The sequence below is a fragment of the Frankia sp. CcMO1 genome, from assembly GCF_977945845.1.
In genome coordinates this window covers 26,148-43,378 of record NZ_CDWTMG010000020.1, presented here as the reverse complement: position 1 = coordinate 43,378, position 17,231 = coordinate 26,148, and the positions used below count along the sequence as shown (strand labels likewise).

The 17,231-nt window shown below is 73.5% G+C and carries 15 protein-coding genes; 12 read left to right on the top strand and 3 right to left on the bottom strand.

All coding sequences use genetic code 11. The features are described from left to right. The 3 genes from AC08OU_RS04890 to AC08OU_RS04880 form a co-directional block, all read left to right on the top strand. On the top strand, nt 1–2,180 hold a 2,180-nt coding region (locus tag AC08OU_RS04890; RefSeq protein ID WP_476604417.1), incomplete at its 5' end, for a TIGR02680 family protein. A gap of 75 nt (nt 2,181–2,255) precedes the next feature. Next, nucleotides 2,256–3,482: a TIGR02679 family protein gene (locus AC08OU_RS04885; protein ID WP_476600258.1), complete on the top strand. Its 1,227-nt coding sequence runs from the start codon at nt 2,256–2,258 to the stop codon at nt 3,480–3,482. A gap of 203 nt (nt 3,483–3,685) precedes the next feature. Then, on the top strand, nt 3,686–3,907 hold the full coding sequence (locus AC08OU_RS04880) for a hypothetical protein (RefSeq protein ID WP_462185804.1): 222 nt from the start codon (nt 3,686–3,688) through the stop codon (nt 3,905–3,907). Nucleotides 3,908–4,184: 277 nt separating this feature from the next. On the opposite strand, the gene hypB is transcribed toward AC08OU_RS04880, so the two are convergent. Beyond that, entirely contained in the window at nt 4,185–4,988 is an 804-nt protein-coding gene (gene hypB, locus AC08OU_RS04875) for a hydrogenase nickel incorporation protein HypB (RefSeq protein ID WP_476600256.1), read from the bottom strand. 96 nt (nt 4,989–5,084) lie between these two features. Beyond that, entirely contained in the window at nt 5,085–5,531 is a 447-nt protein-coding gene (locus AC08OU_RS04870) for a hydrogenase maturation nickel metallochaperone HypA (protein WP_476600254.1), read from the bottom strand. A gap of 376 nt (nt 5,532–5,907) precedes the next feature. Between AC08OU_RS04870 and AC08OU_RS04865 the strand changes: the two genes are divergently transcribed. The 9 genes from AC08OU_RS04865 (at nt 5,908) to hypE (ending at nt 16,709) form a co-directional block, all read left to right on the top strand. Beyond that, nucleotides 5,908–6,930, top strand: coding sequence for an NADH-quinone oxidoreductase subunit B family protein (locus AC08OU_RS04865; RefSeq protein WP_476595040.1), 1,023 nt, complete (start codon nt 5,908–5,910; stop codon nt 6,928–6,930). Between the two features lie 82 nt (nt 6,931–7,012). Next, nucleotides 7,013–8,620, top strand: coding sequence for a nickel-dependent hydrogenase large subunit (locus tag AC08OU_RS04860; protein ID WP_462185807.1), 1,608 nt, complete (start codon nt 7,013–7,015; stop codon nt 8,618–8,620). A gap of 64 nt (nt 8,621–8,684) precedes the next feature. Continuing rightward, a complete protein-coding gene (locus AC08OU_RS04855) occupies nt 8,685–9,251 on the top strand; it encodes a hydrogenase maturation protease (RefSeq protein ID WP_476601347.1) in 567 nt (188 codons plus the stop codon). Between the two features lie 40 nt (nt 9,252–9,291). Then, complete coding sequence (locus AC08OU_RS04850; protein ID WP_476601348.1) at nt 9,292–10,542, top strand: hypothetical protein; 1,251 nt, start codon at nt 9,292–9,294, stop codon at nt 10,540–10,542. Next, nucleotides 10,539–11,747 (top strand): NHL repeat-containing protein, encoded by a 1,209-nt coding sequence (locus tag AC08OU_RS04845; RefSeq protein ID WP_476601349.1) that lies wholly within the window; start codon nt 10,539–10,541, stop codon nt 11,745–11,747. Before AC08OU_RS04850 ends, AC08OU_RS04845 begins: the two co-directional genes overlap by 4 nt. Further along, nucleotides 11,744–14,266, top strand: a complete 2,523-nt coding sequence (gene hypF / locus AC08OU_RS04840; RefSeq protein ID WP_476601350.1) for a carbamoyltransferase HypF — start codon at nt 11,744–11,746, stop codon at nt 14,264–14,266. Before AC08OU_RS04845 ends, hypF begins: the two co-directional genes overlap by 4 nt. Before the next feature lie 4 nt (nt 14,267–14,270). Next, complete coding sequence (locus AC08OU_RS04835; RefSeq protein WP_462185812.1) at nt 14,271–14,552, top strand: HypC/HybG/HupF family hydrogenase formation chaperone; 282 nt, start codon at nt 14,271–14,273, stop codon at nt 14,550–14,552. Beyond that, nucleotides 14,549–15,655 carry a hydrogenase formation protein HypD gene (gene hypD / locus AC08OU_RS04830; RefSeq protein WP_476601351.1) on the top strand — a complete coding sequence of 369 codons (1,107 nt, stop codon included), beginning with the start codon at nt 14,549–14,551 and terminating at the stop codon, nt 15,653–15,655. Before AC08OU_RS04835 ends, hypD begins: the two co-directional genes overlap by 4 nt. Then, nucleotides 15,648–16,709, top strand: a complete 1,062-nt coding sequence (gene hypE / locus AC08OU_RS04825; protein ID WP_476601352.1) for a hydrogenase expression/formation protein HypE — start codon at nt 15,648–15,650, stop codon at nt 16,707–16,709. The genes hypD and hypE overlap by 8 nt, the downstream gene beginning before the upstream one ends. 56 nt (nt 16,710–16,765) lie before the next feature. On the opposite strand, the gene AC08OU_RS04820 is transcribed toward hypE, so the two are convergent. Beyond that, complete coding sequence (locus AC08OU_RS04820) at nt 16,766–17,020, bottom strand: hypothetical protein (RefSeq protein ID WP_462203269.1); 255 nt, start codon at nt 17,018–17,020, stop codon at nt 16,766–16,768. Between the last annotated feature and the right edge of the window lie 211 nt (nt 17,021–17,231).

The following is a 17,231-nucleotide window of genomic DNA, read 5'->3' as shown; positions in this document are numbered from 1 at the left end:
CGGGCCGGCTGAGCGACACCGCGGTCGCCGCCGTCCTCGCGACGATCGGCCTGCGCGGTGGGCCCGGCCCGGCCGGCGACTCCTTGGCCCACGGGCCGGCGGCCAACGAGACGGCGGCCCACGGGCCGGCGGCCAGCGGGACCTCGGGCATCGGGACCTGGGTCACCGTGGACGGCCGGTTCGGTAACGGGGTCCTGACCGGCGGGTGGCGCAAGGAAACCGCCGGCTACATCGGTGAGGGCGCCCGCGAGGCGGCCAGGCGGGCCCGGCTCGACCACCTGCGCGCCGAGGCGGCCCGGATCGAGCTACGGCTCGACGAACTGGCCGCGGCCGCCGCGGAGCTGGCCGGCCGGCAGCTCTCGCTGGCCGCCGAGCACGGGGCCCGGCCCTCCGACGGCGACCTGCGCGAGGCGCACGCGCAGCTGGCCACGGAGCACAAGGCCAAGCGGCGGATCGACGCCCAGCACCAGGAGGCGGCAGCTGTCGCGGCCCGCCGGCAGCAGGCCGCGGGTGAGGCACGGGCTGCGGCCGAGGAGTTCGCCGGCGACGTGCGCCTGCCCGCGGAGCCGGCCGCGCTGGCCGGCGTCCGGGACGCCCTGGGTGACTATCGGGCGGAGCTGGCCGCGCTGTGGCCGGCGGCGGAGTCGCTGGACCGGTCCCGCCGCGCGGCGACCGAGGCGGAACACGAACTCACCCTCGCGCTGGAACGCCAGGAACAGGCGGCCGAGGCGGTCGCCGAGGCGCAGACGCAGGCCGACGCGGCCGCCGAGCGTCACCGGGTCCTGGTCGAGACGGCCGGCGCCGCCGTCGACGAGCTGTTCCGCAAACTGGCCGCCGTCGACACCGAACTCGACCGGTGCGGGCAGCGGGAGAAGCAGGCGCGGGCCGCCGAACAGGATGCGCTCGACGCCCGGGGCCGGGCTCACGGCCGGCGTGAGACGTTGCGGGAGGCGATCACCACCGCCGCGGCCGAACGCGAGGCGGCTGTCGCGAAGCTCCGGGCGTTCGCGGCCACCGGCCTGCTCGCGGTCGCCGTCCCGGGCCTGGAGATCCCGGACCCGGCTGCCGGCTGGGCGCCGTACCCTGCGATCACGCTCGCCCGGGCGGTCAACGCCGCCCTCGACGACGTCGACGACACCGACCGCCGGTGGGAGCTGGCGCAGCAGCGGGTGTCGGCCGAGCACAAGGTTCTCACCGACGCGCTGTCCCGGCACGGCCACTCGGTCGGGATGATCGTCTCCGACGGCGTGATCGTGGTCGACGTCCTGTTCCAGGGCCGCAAGCAGGACATCCCGGCCCTGGTCGCCGCGCTGGAGGCGGAGACCGGACAGCGGGCGATGCTGCTGTCCGCGAAGGAACGCGAGATCCTGGAGAACCACCTCGTGAACGAGGTGGCCGGCGCCCTGCAGGAACTGATCAGCGACGCCGAGAGCCAGGTCCGCCGGATCAACACGGACCTCGCACAACGGCCCACGTCGACCGGCATGCGGCTGCGGTTGCAGTGGCGGGTCGCCCGCAGCGCCCCCGAGGGGCTCAGCGCGGTGCGCGACCGGCTGCTGCGGCAGACGGCCGACGCCTGGAGCCCCGCCGAGCGGACCGCCGTCGGCGCGTTCCTCCAGGAGCAGATCAACCGGGAGCACAGCGCGGACACCACCGGCGGATGGGCCGAGCAGTTGACCCGTGCCCTGGACTACCGCGGCTGGCACGAGTTCGCTGTGCAGCGATTCCAGGACGGTCAGTGGCGGCCGGCGAGCGGTCCGGCATCCGGTGGTGAGCGGGTGCTCGCGGCGTCGGTGCCGCTGTTCGCAGCCGCCTCGTCGTTCTACGACTCCTCCGGCAACCGGCATGCACCCCGCCTGGTCGCCCTGGACGAGGCGTTCGCCGGGGTGGACGACGACTCGCGGGCCAAGTGCCTGGGCCTGCTCGCCACGTTCGACCTCGATGTGGTGATGACCAGCGAGCGCGAGTGGGGCTGCTACCCGCAGGTCCCCGGCCTGGCGATCGCGCAGCTGTCCCGCCGGGACGGCATCGACGCCGTGCTCGTCACGCCGTGGCGGTGGGACGGGCACGAGCGCACCCGCGTCGACCGGCCGGTGCCCTACCAGCCCCAGCTACTCGACCAGCCCCAGCCGCTCCATCCGGCGCAGGGCGGCGACACCGAGCCCCTGCCGTTCGAGTGAGCGCGTCGTCGACCGGAGCCGCCCGCGATACGGGAGCCGCCCGCGATGTGGAACGGCTGCGCCGTCTGCTGGGCGGTGAGCACACGGCGTGGCTGCTCGACCGGGTGCGGCGCAGGATCGAGCTGGGCCGGCCGCTCACCGGGACAGTCACCCTCGGCCGGGCCAGCGCGGACCAGCGGCGGGGGGGTCGAGCGGCTGCTGGGCCGCCGGGCCGGCGCCGGCGCCTCGCTGTCCGTGTCGTTGGACGAGGTCGACGCGGTGCTGCGGTCCAGCGGCGCCGCGCCGGGCGGACTCGCCGCCGCCGTCCGCCAGCTCACCGGGGATGTCACGGAGCGGGCGGAGCTGGCCGCGGCGCAGTCACGGGCCTGGGCGCAGGCGCACCAGCCCCTGGACGACCTCCTCGCCCGGCGCCCCGAACTCACCCCCTGGCGGTCCTGGCTGGACAGCACCGGCCTGCTGCGCCGGCTGGCTGGCACCCCGGACGCGGCGGTGCCGCTGGTCGCCGACCTGGTCCGGGTGCTCGACGCGTTGCCCTCACCCGGCGTGGCGCTGGGCCGGCTGGCCGCCACCAGCACCGGCGACGCGCACGCGCTCGACGACGGCCGGCCGCTGGCGACGCTGGCCTTGGCGGCGGCCCGGGTACTGGGCGGATCCCACCCGGCGGGTGACGGCTCGGCCGCGGGCCGCCGCGCCGCGTGGGCCGCTGCCGGGGTGCACCGTGACGAACTGTCGTCCACGGTGCTCTGCCTGGGCCTGCCGGGCGGGGCGGACAGCCCGGCAGGCCGGATCCTGGCCATCTGTCGTGAGGCGGGGGAGCCCTGCGTGCTCACTCTGCGCCAGGTCGGCCCGGGCCAGGACTGCGGCGACCTCGGGGTGGGCCTCGGAATGGTGTACCTGTGTGAGAATCCGATCGTGCTGGCCAGCGCCGCCGACGAACTGGCGGGCCGCACCCCGCCGCTGGTGTGCGTGAACGGCCAGCCGTCGGCCGCCGTCATCGGCCTGCTCTCGGCGCTCGCCGGCCAGGGCGCGCGGTTCGCCTACCACGGCGACTTCGACTGGGGCGGCCTCCGCATCGCCAACGGGCTGCGGGAACGGATCGGCTGGCGGCCACGGCGTTTCGACGCCCGGTCCTATCAGGCGGCGCTGGCCACGGTGACCGGCGGCGAGCTGGCTGGCCGGCCGGTCGACGCGGCCTGGGACCCCGACCTGCGCCCCGCGCTGGAGCACCATGCGATCAGAGTGGACGAGGAACTCGTCCTCGCCGAGCTGATCGACAACCTCAGCGCCCCACACGACCGATAACCCTCGGTAACATTCGGTAGCACTCGGTAGATGAAGGCCAGGCGCTCAAGGGTGCGGCCGGTAGAGTCCCGGCGACACGCGCGGGCAGCAGGTCGGCAACCTCGCTCGTCCGGGCGCCCTGGCCGGCGAGAGCAGCGATGATCGTCTGGTCTTCGTCGACGACGAGCAGCGGCGCCCGGTGCGGCAGGCGCATACTGGAGGCGATGACCAAGTCAGCGGTACCCAGGCCCCGTCTGTCCACCAGCCCCTTCAAGGCCCCGGTCACCCCGCCGTGCAAGCGGTTCGCCGTAGGAGACCGGGTCACCCACGACAGGTACGGCCTCGGCCAGGTGACCGGGGTCGAAGAAGAAATCGCCGTCCTCGTCGATTTCGGTTCCCAGCAGGAACGCATTCTGAGCCCGTTCAGCAAGATGTCCCGTCTCTGACGCCGTGAGGCTTCGATTCGCGGAACCCGAAGACGGCACGTAGGCGGCGGAAGGTCCCGCGGGCAAGCCTGTCACCGCCCTGACATCCTACCCCTCGTTCCACTCCGGCAGCCCACCCCGAAAGCGAGACATCTCATCGCCACCACCTCGATCCCCCTCTTCTCCGCGTCGGAGCCGCCGCGGTCTCTGCCGCGGCAGGAGCCCCCGCCTCTGACGATCCGCCTCTTCCAGGCACCCGACTTCGGGCCGTCTGATGTCGAGATCATCGATTTCGCGGTCACGGACGTCGAGACCGTCGCCTTCCAGGCGCCCGTCGTCGAGCGCCCGCCCGCGCTGGATCCCCGTCGTCATCGAGCACGGCCCCGCCGATCGTAGGCTCCGGGCGCTGTCCGGGTAGGGCGCGCAGCCACGCGCACCAGGCGTCGACCCCCTGGCCGGTACGGGCGCTGACCTCCAGCACGGCCACGCCCGGGTTGACGTCGGCGAGGTTCTTCCGGAACGCCTCGAGGTCGAAGTCGAGATGGGGAAGCAGGTCCGTCTTGTTGACGAGCACCAGGTCGGCCGAGCGGAACATGACCGGGTACTTGAGGGGCTTCTCCTCGCCCTCGGTGACGGCGAACACCATCGCGCGCAGGTCCTCCCCGACCTCGAACTCGGCGGGGCACACCAGGTTGCCGACGTTCTCGATAACGACGAGATCGAGGTCGCGCAGGGGCAGCCGGCCCAGCGCCGAGGCGACCATGGGCGCGTCCAGGTGGCACTCCCCGCCGAACCCGTTACCGGTGTTGATCAGGACGATCGCCGCGCCGAGCCCGTCGAGGCGGTCGGCGTCGATGCTGGTCTCGATGTCGCCCTCGATGATCCCGACCCGCAGATACGGGCCGAGACGGCGCAGCGTCTCGACCAGCAGGGTGGTCTTACCGGCGCCGGGAGCGGACATCAGGTTCACCACCGTGACGCCGGCGGCGTCGAAGGCGGCCCGGTTCGCCAGCGCGACCCGCTCGTTCTCCCCGAGGATCCGCTCGAGGACCTCGACCCGTTCGGGCCCGGTGCCATAGCCGGAATGGTCCCCGACGGACACCCCGGCCGGTGAGTGCGGACCCGAGTGCTCGTGCGGCGCCCCTTCCGGGTGGGGATGCCCCCCTTCCGGGTGGGGATGGAAGCGACCCACCGCGCGTCACGCCTCCACGGTGCCGGGAACTACCGGGTCGGGAGCCGCCGGGTCGGAAGCCACCTCGAACGAGGTGACGAGGAACTCCTCGCCGGTGACGATGGTGACGCCGGCCGCGCCGCAGGTGCCGCAGCGCAGCACCCGGTCCGCCAGCTCGCCGCGGGTCCCGCACACCCGGCAGCACACACTGACCGGCACGCTCTCGACCTCCAGCACAGACCCGGCCAGCACGGACCCGGCCAGCACCTGCCCGCCGGGGGGATCGGCGCCGTTCCCCGGCGGCCCATCGCTCTCCGGGGGCCCAGCGTTCATCAGCTTCCAGCAGTAGGCGAGGGTTTCCGGCACGATCTGGCGCAGCTGGCCCACCCGGACGTGCACCCGGGTGACCGGCCGACCGGCCGCGTGCCGGGTGACGACGTCCGCGATCGATCGGCAGACGGACAGCTCGTGCATCGCCCGGTCCTCCCCCGGCACCCTCCGGCGACCCGCCTGATCCGGTGACCCGCCCGAGCCGGCATCGCACCGGCTCACCACTTCGCCGGGCCGCGCCTCGGCGCTCGCCCCACGGGCGTCGATGAGGGCAGGCTGGGATGGCCGGTGCATACCCCACTCTCACCCGGTCGTGTGCGCTTCACCAAACCGCACTGCGCGTTGGTGACTGCGCGTTGGTGGCAGCCTCCGCGCACTGTCGATAGGCGTCCGGCGTTGGGGGACATAGCGTCTGCTCTGCCGGACGTCTCCGTGAGGCGACGGGCCACCCGACGATCACCCGGCCCAGCGGCTTCTGATCACCTCGCCGGAGGGCTCGGTCCGCTCGTGGAGGTGGGCGGTGCGGCGGACCGCGGTGCCGACCACGGCCCGTCCGACGAAGGGAGTGCTGATGTCATCCGTGCTGTGGTTCCAAGGCGGGGCGTGCAGCGGCAACACGATGTCCTTCCTGAACGCCGACGAGCCCAACGTCGTCGACCTGATCACCGACTTCGGGCTGGAACTGCTCTGGCACCCATCGTTGGGGCTGGAGAACGGCGCCCAGGCCCGGGAGCTGTTCACCGACTGCGCGCGGGGTGAGCGGCCGGTCGACATCTTCGTCTTCGAGGGTTCGGTGATCCGCGGCCCGGACGGAAGCGGCGGCTTCGACGTCTTCGCCGAGCGGCCCATGCAGGACTGGGTGCGCGAGCTGGCCGCCCAGGCTCAGGTGGTGGTGGCGATCGGGGACTGCGCCTGCTGGGGCGGGATCCCCGCGACGGCGCCGAACCCGACGGACTCCACCGGGCTGCAGTTCCACAAGCGTGAACGCGGCGGTTTCCTCGGCCCGGGCTTCCGGTCGCGCTCCGGGCTGCCCGTCGTCAACATTCCGGGCTGCCCGGCCCACCCGGACTGGATCACGCAGATCATCGTGGCGCTGGCCACTGGCCGGGCCGCCGACATCGCGCTCGACGAGCTGCACCGGCCACGGACGTTCTTCACGACATTCACTCAGACCGGCTGCACCAGGGCAGAGTACTTCGAATACAAGCAGTCGACCCTGGCTTTCGGGGACGGGACCCGCAAGGGCTGCCTGTTCTATGAGTTCGGCTGCCGCGGCCCGATGACCCACTCCCCGTGCAACCGGATCCTGTGGAACCGCCAGTCGTCGAAGACCCGCGCCGGCATGCCGTGCATCGGGTGCACGGAGCCGGAGTTCCCATTCTTCGACCTCGCCCCCGGCACGGTCTTCAGGACCCGGAAGGTCGGCGGGCTCATTCCACGGGAGGTGCCGGCGGGCAGTGGCCACCTCGGCTACCTGGCACACGCGGCAGCCGCCCGGATAGTCGCCCCGCAGTGGTCGAAGGAGGACATGTTCGTCGTCTAGCCGCCCGGCAGCCGATGACCGATGACCGCGCGTGCTCCGACCGGAGACCGCGAGGAACGGACGGGGAGGAGAGAGGATTCCAATGGCCACCGTCGATCTCAACGTCAGCCCGTTGGGGCGCGTCGAGGGCGACCTCGACGTCCGGGTCACGATCGACGACGGGGTGGTCACCTCGGCGTGGACCGAGGCGGCGATGTTCCGGGGCTTTGAGATCATCCTGCGCGGCAAGGACCCGCAGGCGGGCCTGATCGTGACCCCGCGGATCTGCGGGATCTGCGGGGGCAGCCACCTGTACAAGTCGGCGTACGCGCTGGACGTCGCGTGGCGCACCGAGATGCCGCCCAACGCGACGCTGGTCCGCAACATCGCGCAGGCGTGCGAGACGTTGCAGAGCATCCCGCGCTGCTTCTACGCGCTGTTCGCCATCGACCTCACAAACCGGAAATACGCCTCCTCGCCGCTGTATGAGGAGGCGGTGCGGCGGTTCGCGCCCTACACCGGCAGCAGCTACGGCCCGGCGGTGGTGCTGTCGGCCAAGCCGGTGGAGGTCTACTCCATCTTCGGCGGGCAGTGGCCGCACTCCAGCTTCATGGTGCCCGGCGGGGTGATGTGCGCGCCGACGCTGCCGGACGTGACCCGCTCCATCGCCATCCTGGAACACTGGAAGGTCAACTGGCTGGAGAAGCAGTGGCTCGGCTGCTCGGTGGAGCGATGGCTGGCCAACCGTACCTGGCAGGACGTGCTCGCCTGGGTGGACGAGAACCCCGCCCAGCGCGACAGCGACTGCGGCTTCTTCCTCCGGTACTGCCTCGGCATCGGCCTGGACCGCTATGGCCAGGGAGTCGGCAACTACCTGGCGACCGGGACATACTTCGCCCCCGACCTCTACACCCGGCCGACCATCTCCGGCCGCAACGCGGCACTCATCGGCCGGTCCGGGGTGTACGCGGGCGGCGAGTACTCCGAGTTCGACCAGGCCCGGGTGCGGGAGGACGTCACCCACTCGTTCTACGAGGGGACCGAGGCGCGCCACCCGTTCGACGGCGAGACCCGGCCCATCGATCCGGCGCGCGGCCGGGAGCAGGGCAAGTACAGCTGGGCGAAGTCACCCCGGTACGAGGTGCCGAACCACGGGTACCTGCCGTTGGAGGCCGGGCCGCTCGCCCGCCGCGTCGCCGCCGCGGCTCCCGGCGCGGGTGCCCACCAGGACGACGACCCGTTGTTCGGGGACATCCTGGCGGCCATCGGCCCGTCGGTGATGGTCCGTCTGCTGGCCCGGATGCACGAGGCCGCCAGGTACTACCAGTGGACGCGGGCCTGGCTCGACCAGCTGGACCTGCACGAGCCGTTCCACCTCAAGCCGGTGGAGTACGCCGAAGGGCGCGGCTTCGGTTCCACGGAGGCGGCCCGCGGCTCGCTCTCGGACTGGATCGTCATCGAGGACGGCAAGATCGCGAACTACCAGGTGGTCACCCCGACCGCCTGGAACATCGGCCCCCGCGACGGCTCCGAGGCGCCCGGTCCCATCGAGCAGGCCCTCGTCGGCACGCCCATCGTGGATCCGGAGAACCCGATCGAGCTCGGCCACGTGGCCCGCAGCTTCGACTCGTGCCTGGTCTGCACGGTCCACGCCTACGACGGCAGGACCGGCCGGGAGCTCAGCAGGTTCGTCATCAACGACAACCTATGACCGGGACCGACCTATGACCGGGAGTGACCTATGACCGGGAGTGACCTATGACCGGGAGTGACCTATGACCGGGGACCGGGAGGCGGGTGCCGCCTCGCGACCCCCGCCCGGGCCGCGGGTGCAGGTCGATCCGCCCGGTTTCGAACCACCAGGGTGCGAGGTGGCCGTGATCGGCTGCGGCAACCTGCTGCGCGGTGACGACGGGGTCGGGCCGATCCTGGTCCGCCGGCTCGCTGAGACGGGCGTCCCGGCCGAGGTGCGCCTGGTCGACGGGGGGACCGCCGGGATGGACACGGCGTTCGCGATGCGCGGCGCACGCCGGGTCGTGGTCGTCGACGCCAGCCGCACCGGGGCCAAGCCCGGGACCGTGTTCGAGGTCCCGGGCGCACAACTGGAGAACCTGCCCCTGGACGCGCTGCACCCGCACGCCTTCCGCTGGGACCAGGCGCTGGCGTTCGGGCGCTGGCTGCTCGGCGACGGCTATCCGGGCGACGTCGTCGTCTACCTCATCGAGGCGGGCGGCGTGGAGCCCGGCGCCGATCTCAGTCCCGCGGTGCGCCGGGCGATGGAACAGGTCCGGGAGATGATCATCGCCGGTCTCACCCCCGGGACCGGCGGAACGGACGGATGACCAGACGCATGGATGACCAGACGCATGGGTGAGGACGCGCATGGGTGAGGACGACGTCATCGGCACGGGTGTGACCTGCGCGCGCCCGCAGCCCGTCGGGGTCTTCCCGCTGCCGGCCGGTTTCCTGCTCGTGCCGGGCGGCGAGGCCACGGCCGACCTGCGCCGGACGCTGGCGGCCGGGAAGGTGCCGGCGGCCTGGCCGGCGGAGCTGGCCGCGCTGGAGCTCGCCTACCGCGGGGAGGTCGTCGCGGCCGTCGGGCAGCTGCGCGGCGATGACCCGGTCGACCGCTACAACCGCTTCGTGCTGCGACCGGCGGGCGCTGACCCCGAAGACCCGGTGGCACTGCGCCGGGCGCTCGGCGACGAGCTGGGGATTCTGGTGGACGTGGTCCGGTTCGCCCTGGGCGAGCTGGACGAACCTCCGCCGCCCGGCGGGGAGACCGGCGAGATCGCGGCAATGGTGTGGTCCGCACACGCCGCCCAGGCCATGGCCGCCGGCCGGCCGGGCGAGGCTGCGGGGCTGCTGGAGCGGGCCATCGCCGCAGCGCGGGAGCCCTCCCCCGGTCTCGCCGCCCAGCTCAGGTCCACCGCGGCGGACCTGCGTCGCGGAGTCGAGGGGCCGAGCCCGGCCGTCATCGCAGAGCTGACGGCGGCGCTCGCCGCGCTGGCCGCCACCGACCTCACGGTCGGCCGGGCCGAGCTGCACCTGAGCCTCGGTTCGGCCGACCAGGAGCTGGCCGGGGACGATCCGGCGAGCCTGAAGGCCGCGGTGGAGCACTACCTCTCGGCGCTGCGCCTGGTCCGCATCGATACCGCCCCGGAGCTGTTCGCGGCGGCACAGGTCAACCTCGCCACGGCATATCTGGCCATGCCGATGGCGCAGGCGTCCGACCAACTACGGGTCGGCGTGGCTGTGCAGGGCCTGCGGACCGCCCTGTCCGTCTACACCCGCGAGACCCATCCCGAGCGGTGGGCCAGCACCCAGCTCAACCTGGCCAACGCCTTGGTCTACGCGCCGTCCGCGCATCGGGAGGACAACCTGCGGGAGGCGGTCGCGCGCTACCAGGATGTCATCGCCGCTCGCGACCGCGACGCCGACCCCCTCGGCTACGCCCGGGCTCGGGCGAACCAGGGCAACGCCCTGGCCCACCTCGGTCTCTTCGACCCGGCGCAGGCGGTGCTGCACGAGGCGCGGGCGATCTTCGAGGAGTTCGGGGACTCCGACGCCGTCCTGGCCGTGCGCGGGGTACTCGACGAGATCGCCCGCCGGCTCACCGCGAAGTCGACGTGACGCCCGGCAGCGGAACACTCGGTGACGCCACTCCGACCACTCCGACCGGATGGGCTGGGCAGGCCGGCCGGGCAGGGCGGGCCGGCCAGGCGGGGTGGGCCGGCCGGGCGGGGGGCTGGGAACCGGCGGTGTGGATCGGCGCCCCGGCGCCCGGCGGGCTGGCTCTGCCGTCGGCGTCCCGGCTGTACGCGCCGCGCGGGGTGTGGCTCGGCGACGACCTGCTCGTGGTGGCGGACTCGGGCAACCACCGGGTGCTGATCTGGCATGGTCTGCCGGCCGTCGACGGCACCCCCGCCGACGTCGTGCTCGGCCAGGCCGACGCGACGAGCGAAGGACCGGCGGCCGCGGGGCGCGGACCCGAACGCGGCCTGCGCCTGCCGACCGGCGTACTCGTCACGGACGGCAGGCTCGTGGTCGCCGATGCCTGGCACCACCGGGTGCTGGTCTGGGACGAGGTCCCGACGGTCACCGACACCGCCCCCGACCTCGTGCTCGGGCAGCCGGACGCCGGCGCCGTCCGCGAGAACCGGGGCGGCCCGTGCGGACCAGACACCTTCTACTGGCCCTTCGGGGTGGCCGTGGTGGGTGGGCGCTTCTACGTCGCTGACACCGGTAACCGGCGGATCCTGGGCTGGTCGGATGGCCTGCCGTCCTCACCCGGCCGGCTACCCGACCTGGTGCTGGGGCAGCCCGATCCCACCCGCCGGGACGAGAACCGTGGCGGCGCGGCCGGGCCGGCCAGCTTCCGGTGGCCGCACGACCTCGCCGGCACCGCCGATCGGCTGCTGGTCGCGGACGCCGGCAACCACCGGCTGCTCGGCTGGGCCCCCCATCCCGACGCCGACAGCGACGCAGATCTGGTGCTCGGCCAGCCCGATCTCGCCTGCTCCGGGGAGTTCCCCTACGCGCCTGGCCGGGCCGACGTCCTGCGCTTCCCCTACGCCGTCGACAGCGACGGGCACCTGCTGGCCGTCGCGGACACCGCCAACAACCGCGTCCTGCTGTGGGACGAACTGCCGCGGCGCAGTTCCATGCCTGCGACCGGTGTGCTCGGCCAGCCGTCGTTCGCCGAGACCGGGGAGAACCGGTGGACCCGCGTCGAAGCCGACACCTTCTGCTGGCCGTACGGCCTCTCGGTGCGCGGCGACCGGCTCGCGGTGGCGGACTCGGGCAACAACCGGGTCATGATCTGGCGGCGGGTGTGACCGGAGAGCAGAACAGGCAGGCCGGGCGGGCCGGGCGCCGGGTCCGGCGCCGGGTCGTGGTGGAGGGCGTCGTCCAGGGCGTCGGTTTCCGGCCCTACGTCCACCGGCTCGCGGGCACCCTCGGGCTCGCGGGATTCGTCGGCAACGACTCGACCTCGGTGTTCGCCGAGGTCGAAGGCGACGAGGTGGCGGTGGCCGAGTTCCTGCGCCGGCTCGAACCGCAGGCGCCACCGCTCGCGCACATCGAGCGCGTCACGGTGACGAGCGTGACCCGGTTGACCGCCGGCGACGCCGGGTTCCGGATCGTGGCCGGCGCGACCGTTCCCGGCGACCGCACCCTGGTGCCCGCGGACACCGCGGTGTGCGCCGACTGCCTGCGCGAGATGTTCGACCCGACCGACCGGCGCCACCGCCACCCGTTCATCACCTGCACCAACTGCGGCCCGCGGTACACGATCATCAGCGCGCTGCCGTACGACCGCGCGGCCACGACGATGGCCCGTTTCCCGATGTGCGCGCGGTGCGCGGCGGAGTATGCCGACCCGGCGGACCGCCGTTTCCACGCCGAACCCGTCGCCTGCCCGTCCTGCGGACCGAAGCTGTGGTTCAGCCCCGCGGACGGCACCGGACCAGAGGTGCACGGCACGGACGCCGCGCTGGCGGCGGCCCAGCGGGCGCTGGCGGCCGGCGCGGTGGTCGCGGTCAAGGGCGTCGGCGGCTACCACCTGGTCTGCTCGGCCGAGAACGACCTGGGCGACACGGCCGGCGACACGGCCCTGGCGCGCCTGCGCGCCCGCAAGGGCCGGCCCGACAAGCCGTTCGCGGTGATGGTGCGCGACCTGGCGACGGCCGCCCTGGTGGCCGACCTGTCGTCGGCGGAGGCGGCGCTGCTGGCGTCGCCAGCCGCTCCGATCGTGCTCGTCCGCCGCTCGCCCGCGGCGGGGATATCGGGGATATCGCGGCTGGTCGCCCCCGGCACCCCGCTGGTGGGGCTGCTGCTGCCGTACACGCCCGTGCACCACCTGCTGTTCGCGCCGGTCCCGGGCGGCGGCCCGCCACCGCCGCGGATGCTGGTGATGACCAGTGGCAACCGTTCGGGCGAGCCCATCTGCTTCGCCGACGACGACGCGCGGGACCGGCTCGCCGGCCTCGCCGACGCGTTCCTCCGGCACGACCGACCGATCCTCCTGCCGTGTGACGACTCGGTGGTGCGCTGTGGCTACGGGGACGACGGAGACGACGGGCAGGTGCTGCCGGTGCGGCGCTCCCGCGGATACGTTCCGCTGCCGGTGGACCTCGGCCGCCCTGTCCGGTCGGTGCTCGCCGTGGGCGGCGAGGGCAAGAGCACGTTCTGCCTCACCACGGACCGTCGCGCGTTCGTGTCCCAGCATCTGGGTGACATGGGCAGCCTGGCGGCGCTCGGGGCCTTCGAGCGGTCCGCCGCGCACCTGACCGACCTGTACGGCGTCGCGCCGGAGACGCTCGCCGCCGACCTCCATCCGGGATACGTCACCCGGGCCTGGGCCGAACGCGCGGCGGCCACGGGGGCCGAAGACGCGGCCGCCGGGAACCCGGCTGCGGGGGCGAACCAGGCCTCCACCTACGGGTCACGGTCCGCCGGCCGGTCGCCGCACCTGGTCCAGCACCACCACGCCCATGTGGCCGCCCTGCTCGCCGAGCACGGCAGGCTCGGCGACACCATCCTCGGGGTCGCGTTCGACGGCACCGGCTACGGGCTCGACGGCACGATCTGGGGCGGCGAGGTGCTGCTGGTAGGCCCGGACGTCGCCCGCGCCGAGCGGGTCGCGCACCTGCGTCCGATCGGCCTGCCCGGGGGCGACGCCGCCGTCCGCAATCCGTACCGGGTCGCGCTCGCCCATCTGGCCGCCGCCGGCCTGGACTGGACCGCGGACCTGGCGCCGGTGCGGGCCTGCTCCGTGGCGGAGTTGCGCACCCTGCGCACCGCGCTGGACCGGGGCGTGGCCTGCGTGCCCTGCACGAGCATGGGCCGCCTGTTCGACGCGGTGGCGTCGCTGCTCGGGGTGCGCCACCGGATCACCTACGAGGCGCAGGCCGCCGTCGAGCTGGAGGCGCTCGCCGCGGACGGGCTCACCGCGGCGGAGCTCGGCGGCGCCGGTGCCTGCCGGCTCGCCTTCGGCCTGGCGGACGGCGTCCTCGACCCGGCGGGGGTGCTCGCGGGGATCGTCGCCGGTCTGCGGGCGGGGGTGGCGGTGCCGGTGCTGGCCGGCGCGTTCCATCTGGCGGTCGCGGACGCGGTGGCCGAGGTCGCGGGGGTCGCGCGGCGGCGGTACGGAGTCCGCCTGGTCGGTCTGACCGGCGGTGTGTTCGCCAACGTGGTGCTGACGCGGGCCTGCCGCGCCCGGCTCGCCACCGCCGGGTTCAACGTACTCGTCCATCGGGTGGTGCCGCCGGGCGACGGTGGGCTGGCGCTGGGCCAGGCTGCGGTCGCGGCGCTGGGCCGCCCGACGGAGCCGACCTTCGGCGGGAAGGAAGCCTGACGGCATGTGTCTGGGGATACCGGGCCGGATCATCGAGATCTGGGACGACCGCGGTACGCGGATGGCGATCGTCGACTTCGGCGGCGTCACCAAGACGGTGTGCCTCGCCTACCTGCCCGACGCGACCGTCGGGGAGTACACGATCATCCATGCCGGCTTCGGGCTGATCAGGGTGGACGAGGCCGCGGCGCGGGAGACCCTCGCGATGTTCCGGGACCTGGGGCTGCTCGAGGAGGAGCTGGGATCGCGCGCGGCGGGACCGGGCATGACCGGGCCGGGCCGGTGAGGTACCTGACGGAGTTCCGCGACCCGGCGTTGGCCCGCCGGCTGCTGGATGCGATCATTGCCACCGCGACCCGGCGCTGGACGATCATGGAGGTCTGCGGCGGCCAGACCCACTCGATCATCCGTAACGGGATCGACCAGCTCCTCGCGGACCAGGTCGAGTTCATCCACGGCCCCGGCTGCCCGGTGTGCGTCACGCCGCTGGAGACGATCGACCGGGCACTGGCGATCGCCGCCCACCGCGAGGTGATCTTCTGTTCGTTCGGGGACATGCTGCGGGTCCCCGGCAGCGGCACGGACCTGTTCATGGTCCGGGCGCGCGGCGGGGACGTCCGGGTGGTCTACTCGCCACTCGACGCGGTCCGCCTCGCCGAGGAGAACCCGGACCGCCAGGTCGTGTTCTTCGGGGTGGGCTTCGAGACCACCGCCCCGGCCAACGCGATGGCCGTGGTGGCGGCCCGGCGCCGTGAGCTCGGCAACTTCTCCGTACTTGTCAGCCACGTGCTGGTGCCGCCGGCGATGACCGCGGTCCTCGCCTCGCCGGCGAACCGGGTGGCGGCGTTCCTGGCGGCCGGCCACGTGTGCACGGTGATGGGCACCTCCCAGTACGAGCCGTTGGTGGCGACCTACCGGGTACCGATCGTCGTCACCGGTTTCGAGCCGCTCGACCTGCTCGACGGGGTGCGCCACGCTGTCAAGCAGCTCGAGGCGGGGCGGGCAGAACTCGCGAACGCCTACCCGCGGGCGGTGCGGCCGGCGGGCAACCCGGCGGCCCGGGAAATCCTCGCCGAGGTTTTCACGGTGTGTGACCGGCCCTGGCGGGGAATCGGGACAATCCCGGACTCGGGTTGGCGGCTGTCCGCGGCGTACCGGGACTTCGACGCCGAGGTCCGCTTCGACGTCGAGGGCCTCACGGTGGCCGAGCCGGCCGAGTGCCGCAGCGGCGAGATGTTGCAGGGCCTGGTCAAACCGCCACAGTGCCCGGCGTTCGGAACCTCCTGCACGCCACGCACCCCGCTCGGCGCGACGATGGTCTCGGCGGAGGGGGCGTGCGCCGCCTACTTCCAGTTCCGGCGGCTGACCCCGGCGGTCGGCCGTGGCTGACCCCGTCGACCCAACCAGTTGGACCTGCCCACTTCCGCTGCGTGACCATCACCAGGTGGTGCTGGGGCACGGCGGCGGCGGCGTGCTGTCGAGCGAGCTGATCGAGCATCTGTTCCTGCCCGCGTTCGGGACCACCGACGTGGCGCGGGCACCGGCGGACTCGGCGGTCCTGGATGTCGCGGGCGCCCGGCTCGCGTTCTCCACCGACTCGTACGTGGTGCGCCCGCTGTTCTTCCCCGGTGGCTCCATCGGCGAACTCGCGGTCCACGGCACCATCAACGACCTGGCCTGTGCCGGCGCGGTGCCGGTGGCGCTCTCGGCCGGGTTCATCCTCGAGGAGGGCCTGGAGCTCGCAGTCCTGGGCCGGGTGGCGCAGGCGATGGGCCGGGCCGCGGCCGCGGCGGGGGTGCGGCTGGCGACCGGGGACACCAAGGTCGTCGAGCGCGGGCTGGCCGACGGTCTTTACGTGAACACCAGCGGCATCGGGCTCGTCCCGGCCGAGGTGGACATCCGCCCCGAACGGGCGAGGCCCGGCGACCGGGTCATCGTCTCCGGCCCCGTCGGCGAGCACGGTGTCGCCGTGCTGAGCGTGCGCGACGGGCTGGAGTTCGGCGGCGAGGTCCGCTCCGACACGACGGCGCTGCACGGGCTGGTCGCGGCGGTGCTGGCGGCCGCGCCGGGGGTCCACGCGCTGCGCGACCCGACCCGGGGTGGCCTCGCGACCGCGCTGTGCGAGATCGCCGCCGCGTCCGGGACGGGCATCGAGTTCGCCGAGCGCGCCGTGCCGGTGCCGCCCGCGGTCGCGGCGGCCTGCGGGTTCCTCGGCCTCGACCCGCTGCACGTGGCGAACGAGGGCAAGCTGGTCGCGTTCGTCGCCGATGCCGACGCCGACGCGGCGCTCGCGGCGATGCGGGCGCATCCGGCGGGGCGTGACGCGGCCGCCATCGGCACGGTCACCACGGAGCATCCGGGCGTGGTCGTCGGGCGCACCGCGTTCGGGGGAACCCGCATCGTCGACCGGCCGCTCGGCGAGCAACTCCCCCGCATCTGCTGAGTTCGGCGGCGTGGCCGCGCCCACCTTTCCAACGATCGGCTCCAACGATCGGCGGGTCAGGGCGCGTGATGCGCCGGATCCATCCGGAGGACCCGGAACCGACCTCCAATGATCTTGCCGTACATCTCGGCGGACATGGGCCCGGGGAACGTCGCGACAACCGATGCGGGCGAGCCGGCGTCATCGATGAACACGACCGCGTACGCGCCGGCACCTGGCTGCGCGGTACGGAGGGCGGCCTCGGCGCGTTGCCAACCGCCCTTGCGCCAGTTGTCCCTGGCCTGCCGGTCGCAAGGCTGCGGCGCCGTCACGCCGGGCCGGAGCCGCCGGTCGCCGGGCGGGCTACACCAGTCGCCGGGACGCACACGACACGCAGGACGCCCGGGACACACAGTGGCGTCGGTGAGCCGGTGAATCCTCGCCATGTCCCACCCCGGTCCAGGTCGTGCGGTCCAAGTCGTGCGGTGCAGTTCTCGGTCGACATGCTCCGTGGCATCAGCTTCAAGACTTAGGAGTCGAAAT

Excerpts from the sequence above, each read along its gene's own strand:
- AC08OU_RS04870 (WP_476600254.1), bottom strand. The coding sequence starts at position 5,531 with ATGCACGAGCTGTCCGTCTGCCGATCGATCGCGGACGTCGTCACCCGG.
- AC08OU_RS04855 (WP_476601347.1), top strand. The coding sequence starts at position 8,685 with ATGACCGGGGACCGGGAGGCGGGTGCCGCCTCGCGACCCCCGCCCGGG.
- AC08OU_RS04880 (WP_462185804.1), top strand. The coding sequence starts at position 3,686 with ATGACCAAGTCAGCGGTACCCAGGCCCCGTCTGTCCACCAGCCCCTTC.
- AC08OU_RS04835 (WP_462185812.1), top strand. The coding sequence starts at position 14,271 with ATGTGTCTGGGGATACCGGGCCGGATCATCGAGATCTGGGACGACCGC.
- AC08OU_RS04860 (WP_462185807.1), top strand. The coding sequence starts at position 7,013 with ATGGCCACCGTCGATCTCAACGTCAGCCCGTTGGGGCGCGTCGAGGGC.
- AC08OU_RS04850 (WP_476601348.1), top strand. The coding sequence starts at position 9,292 with ATGGGTGAGGACGACGTCATCGGCACGGGTGTGACCTGCGCGCGCCCG.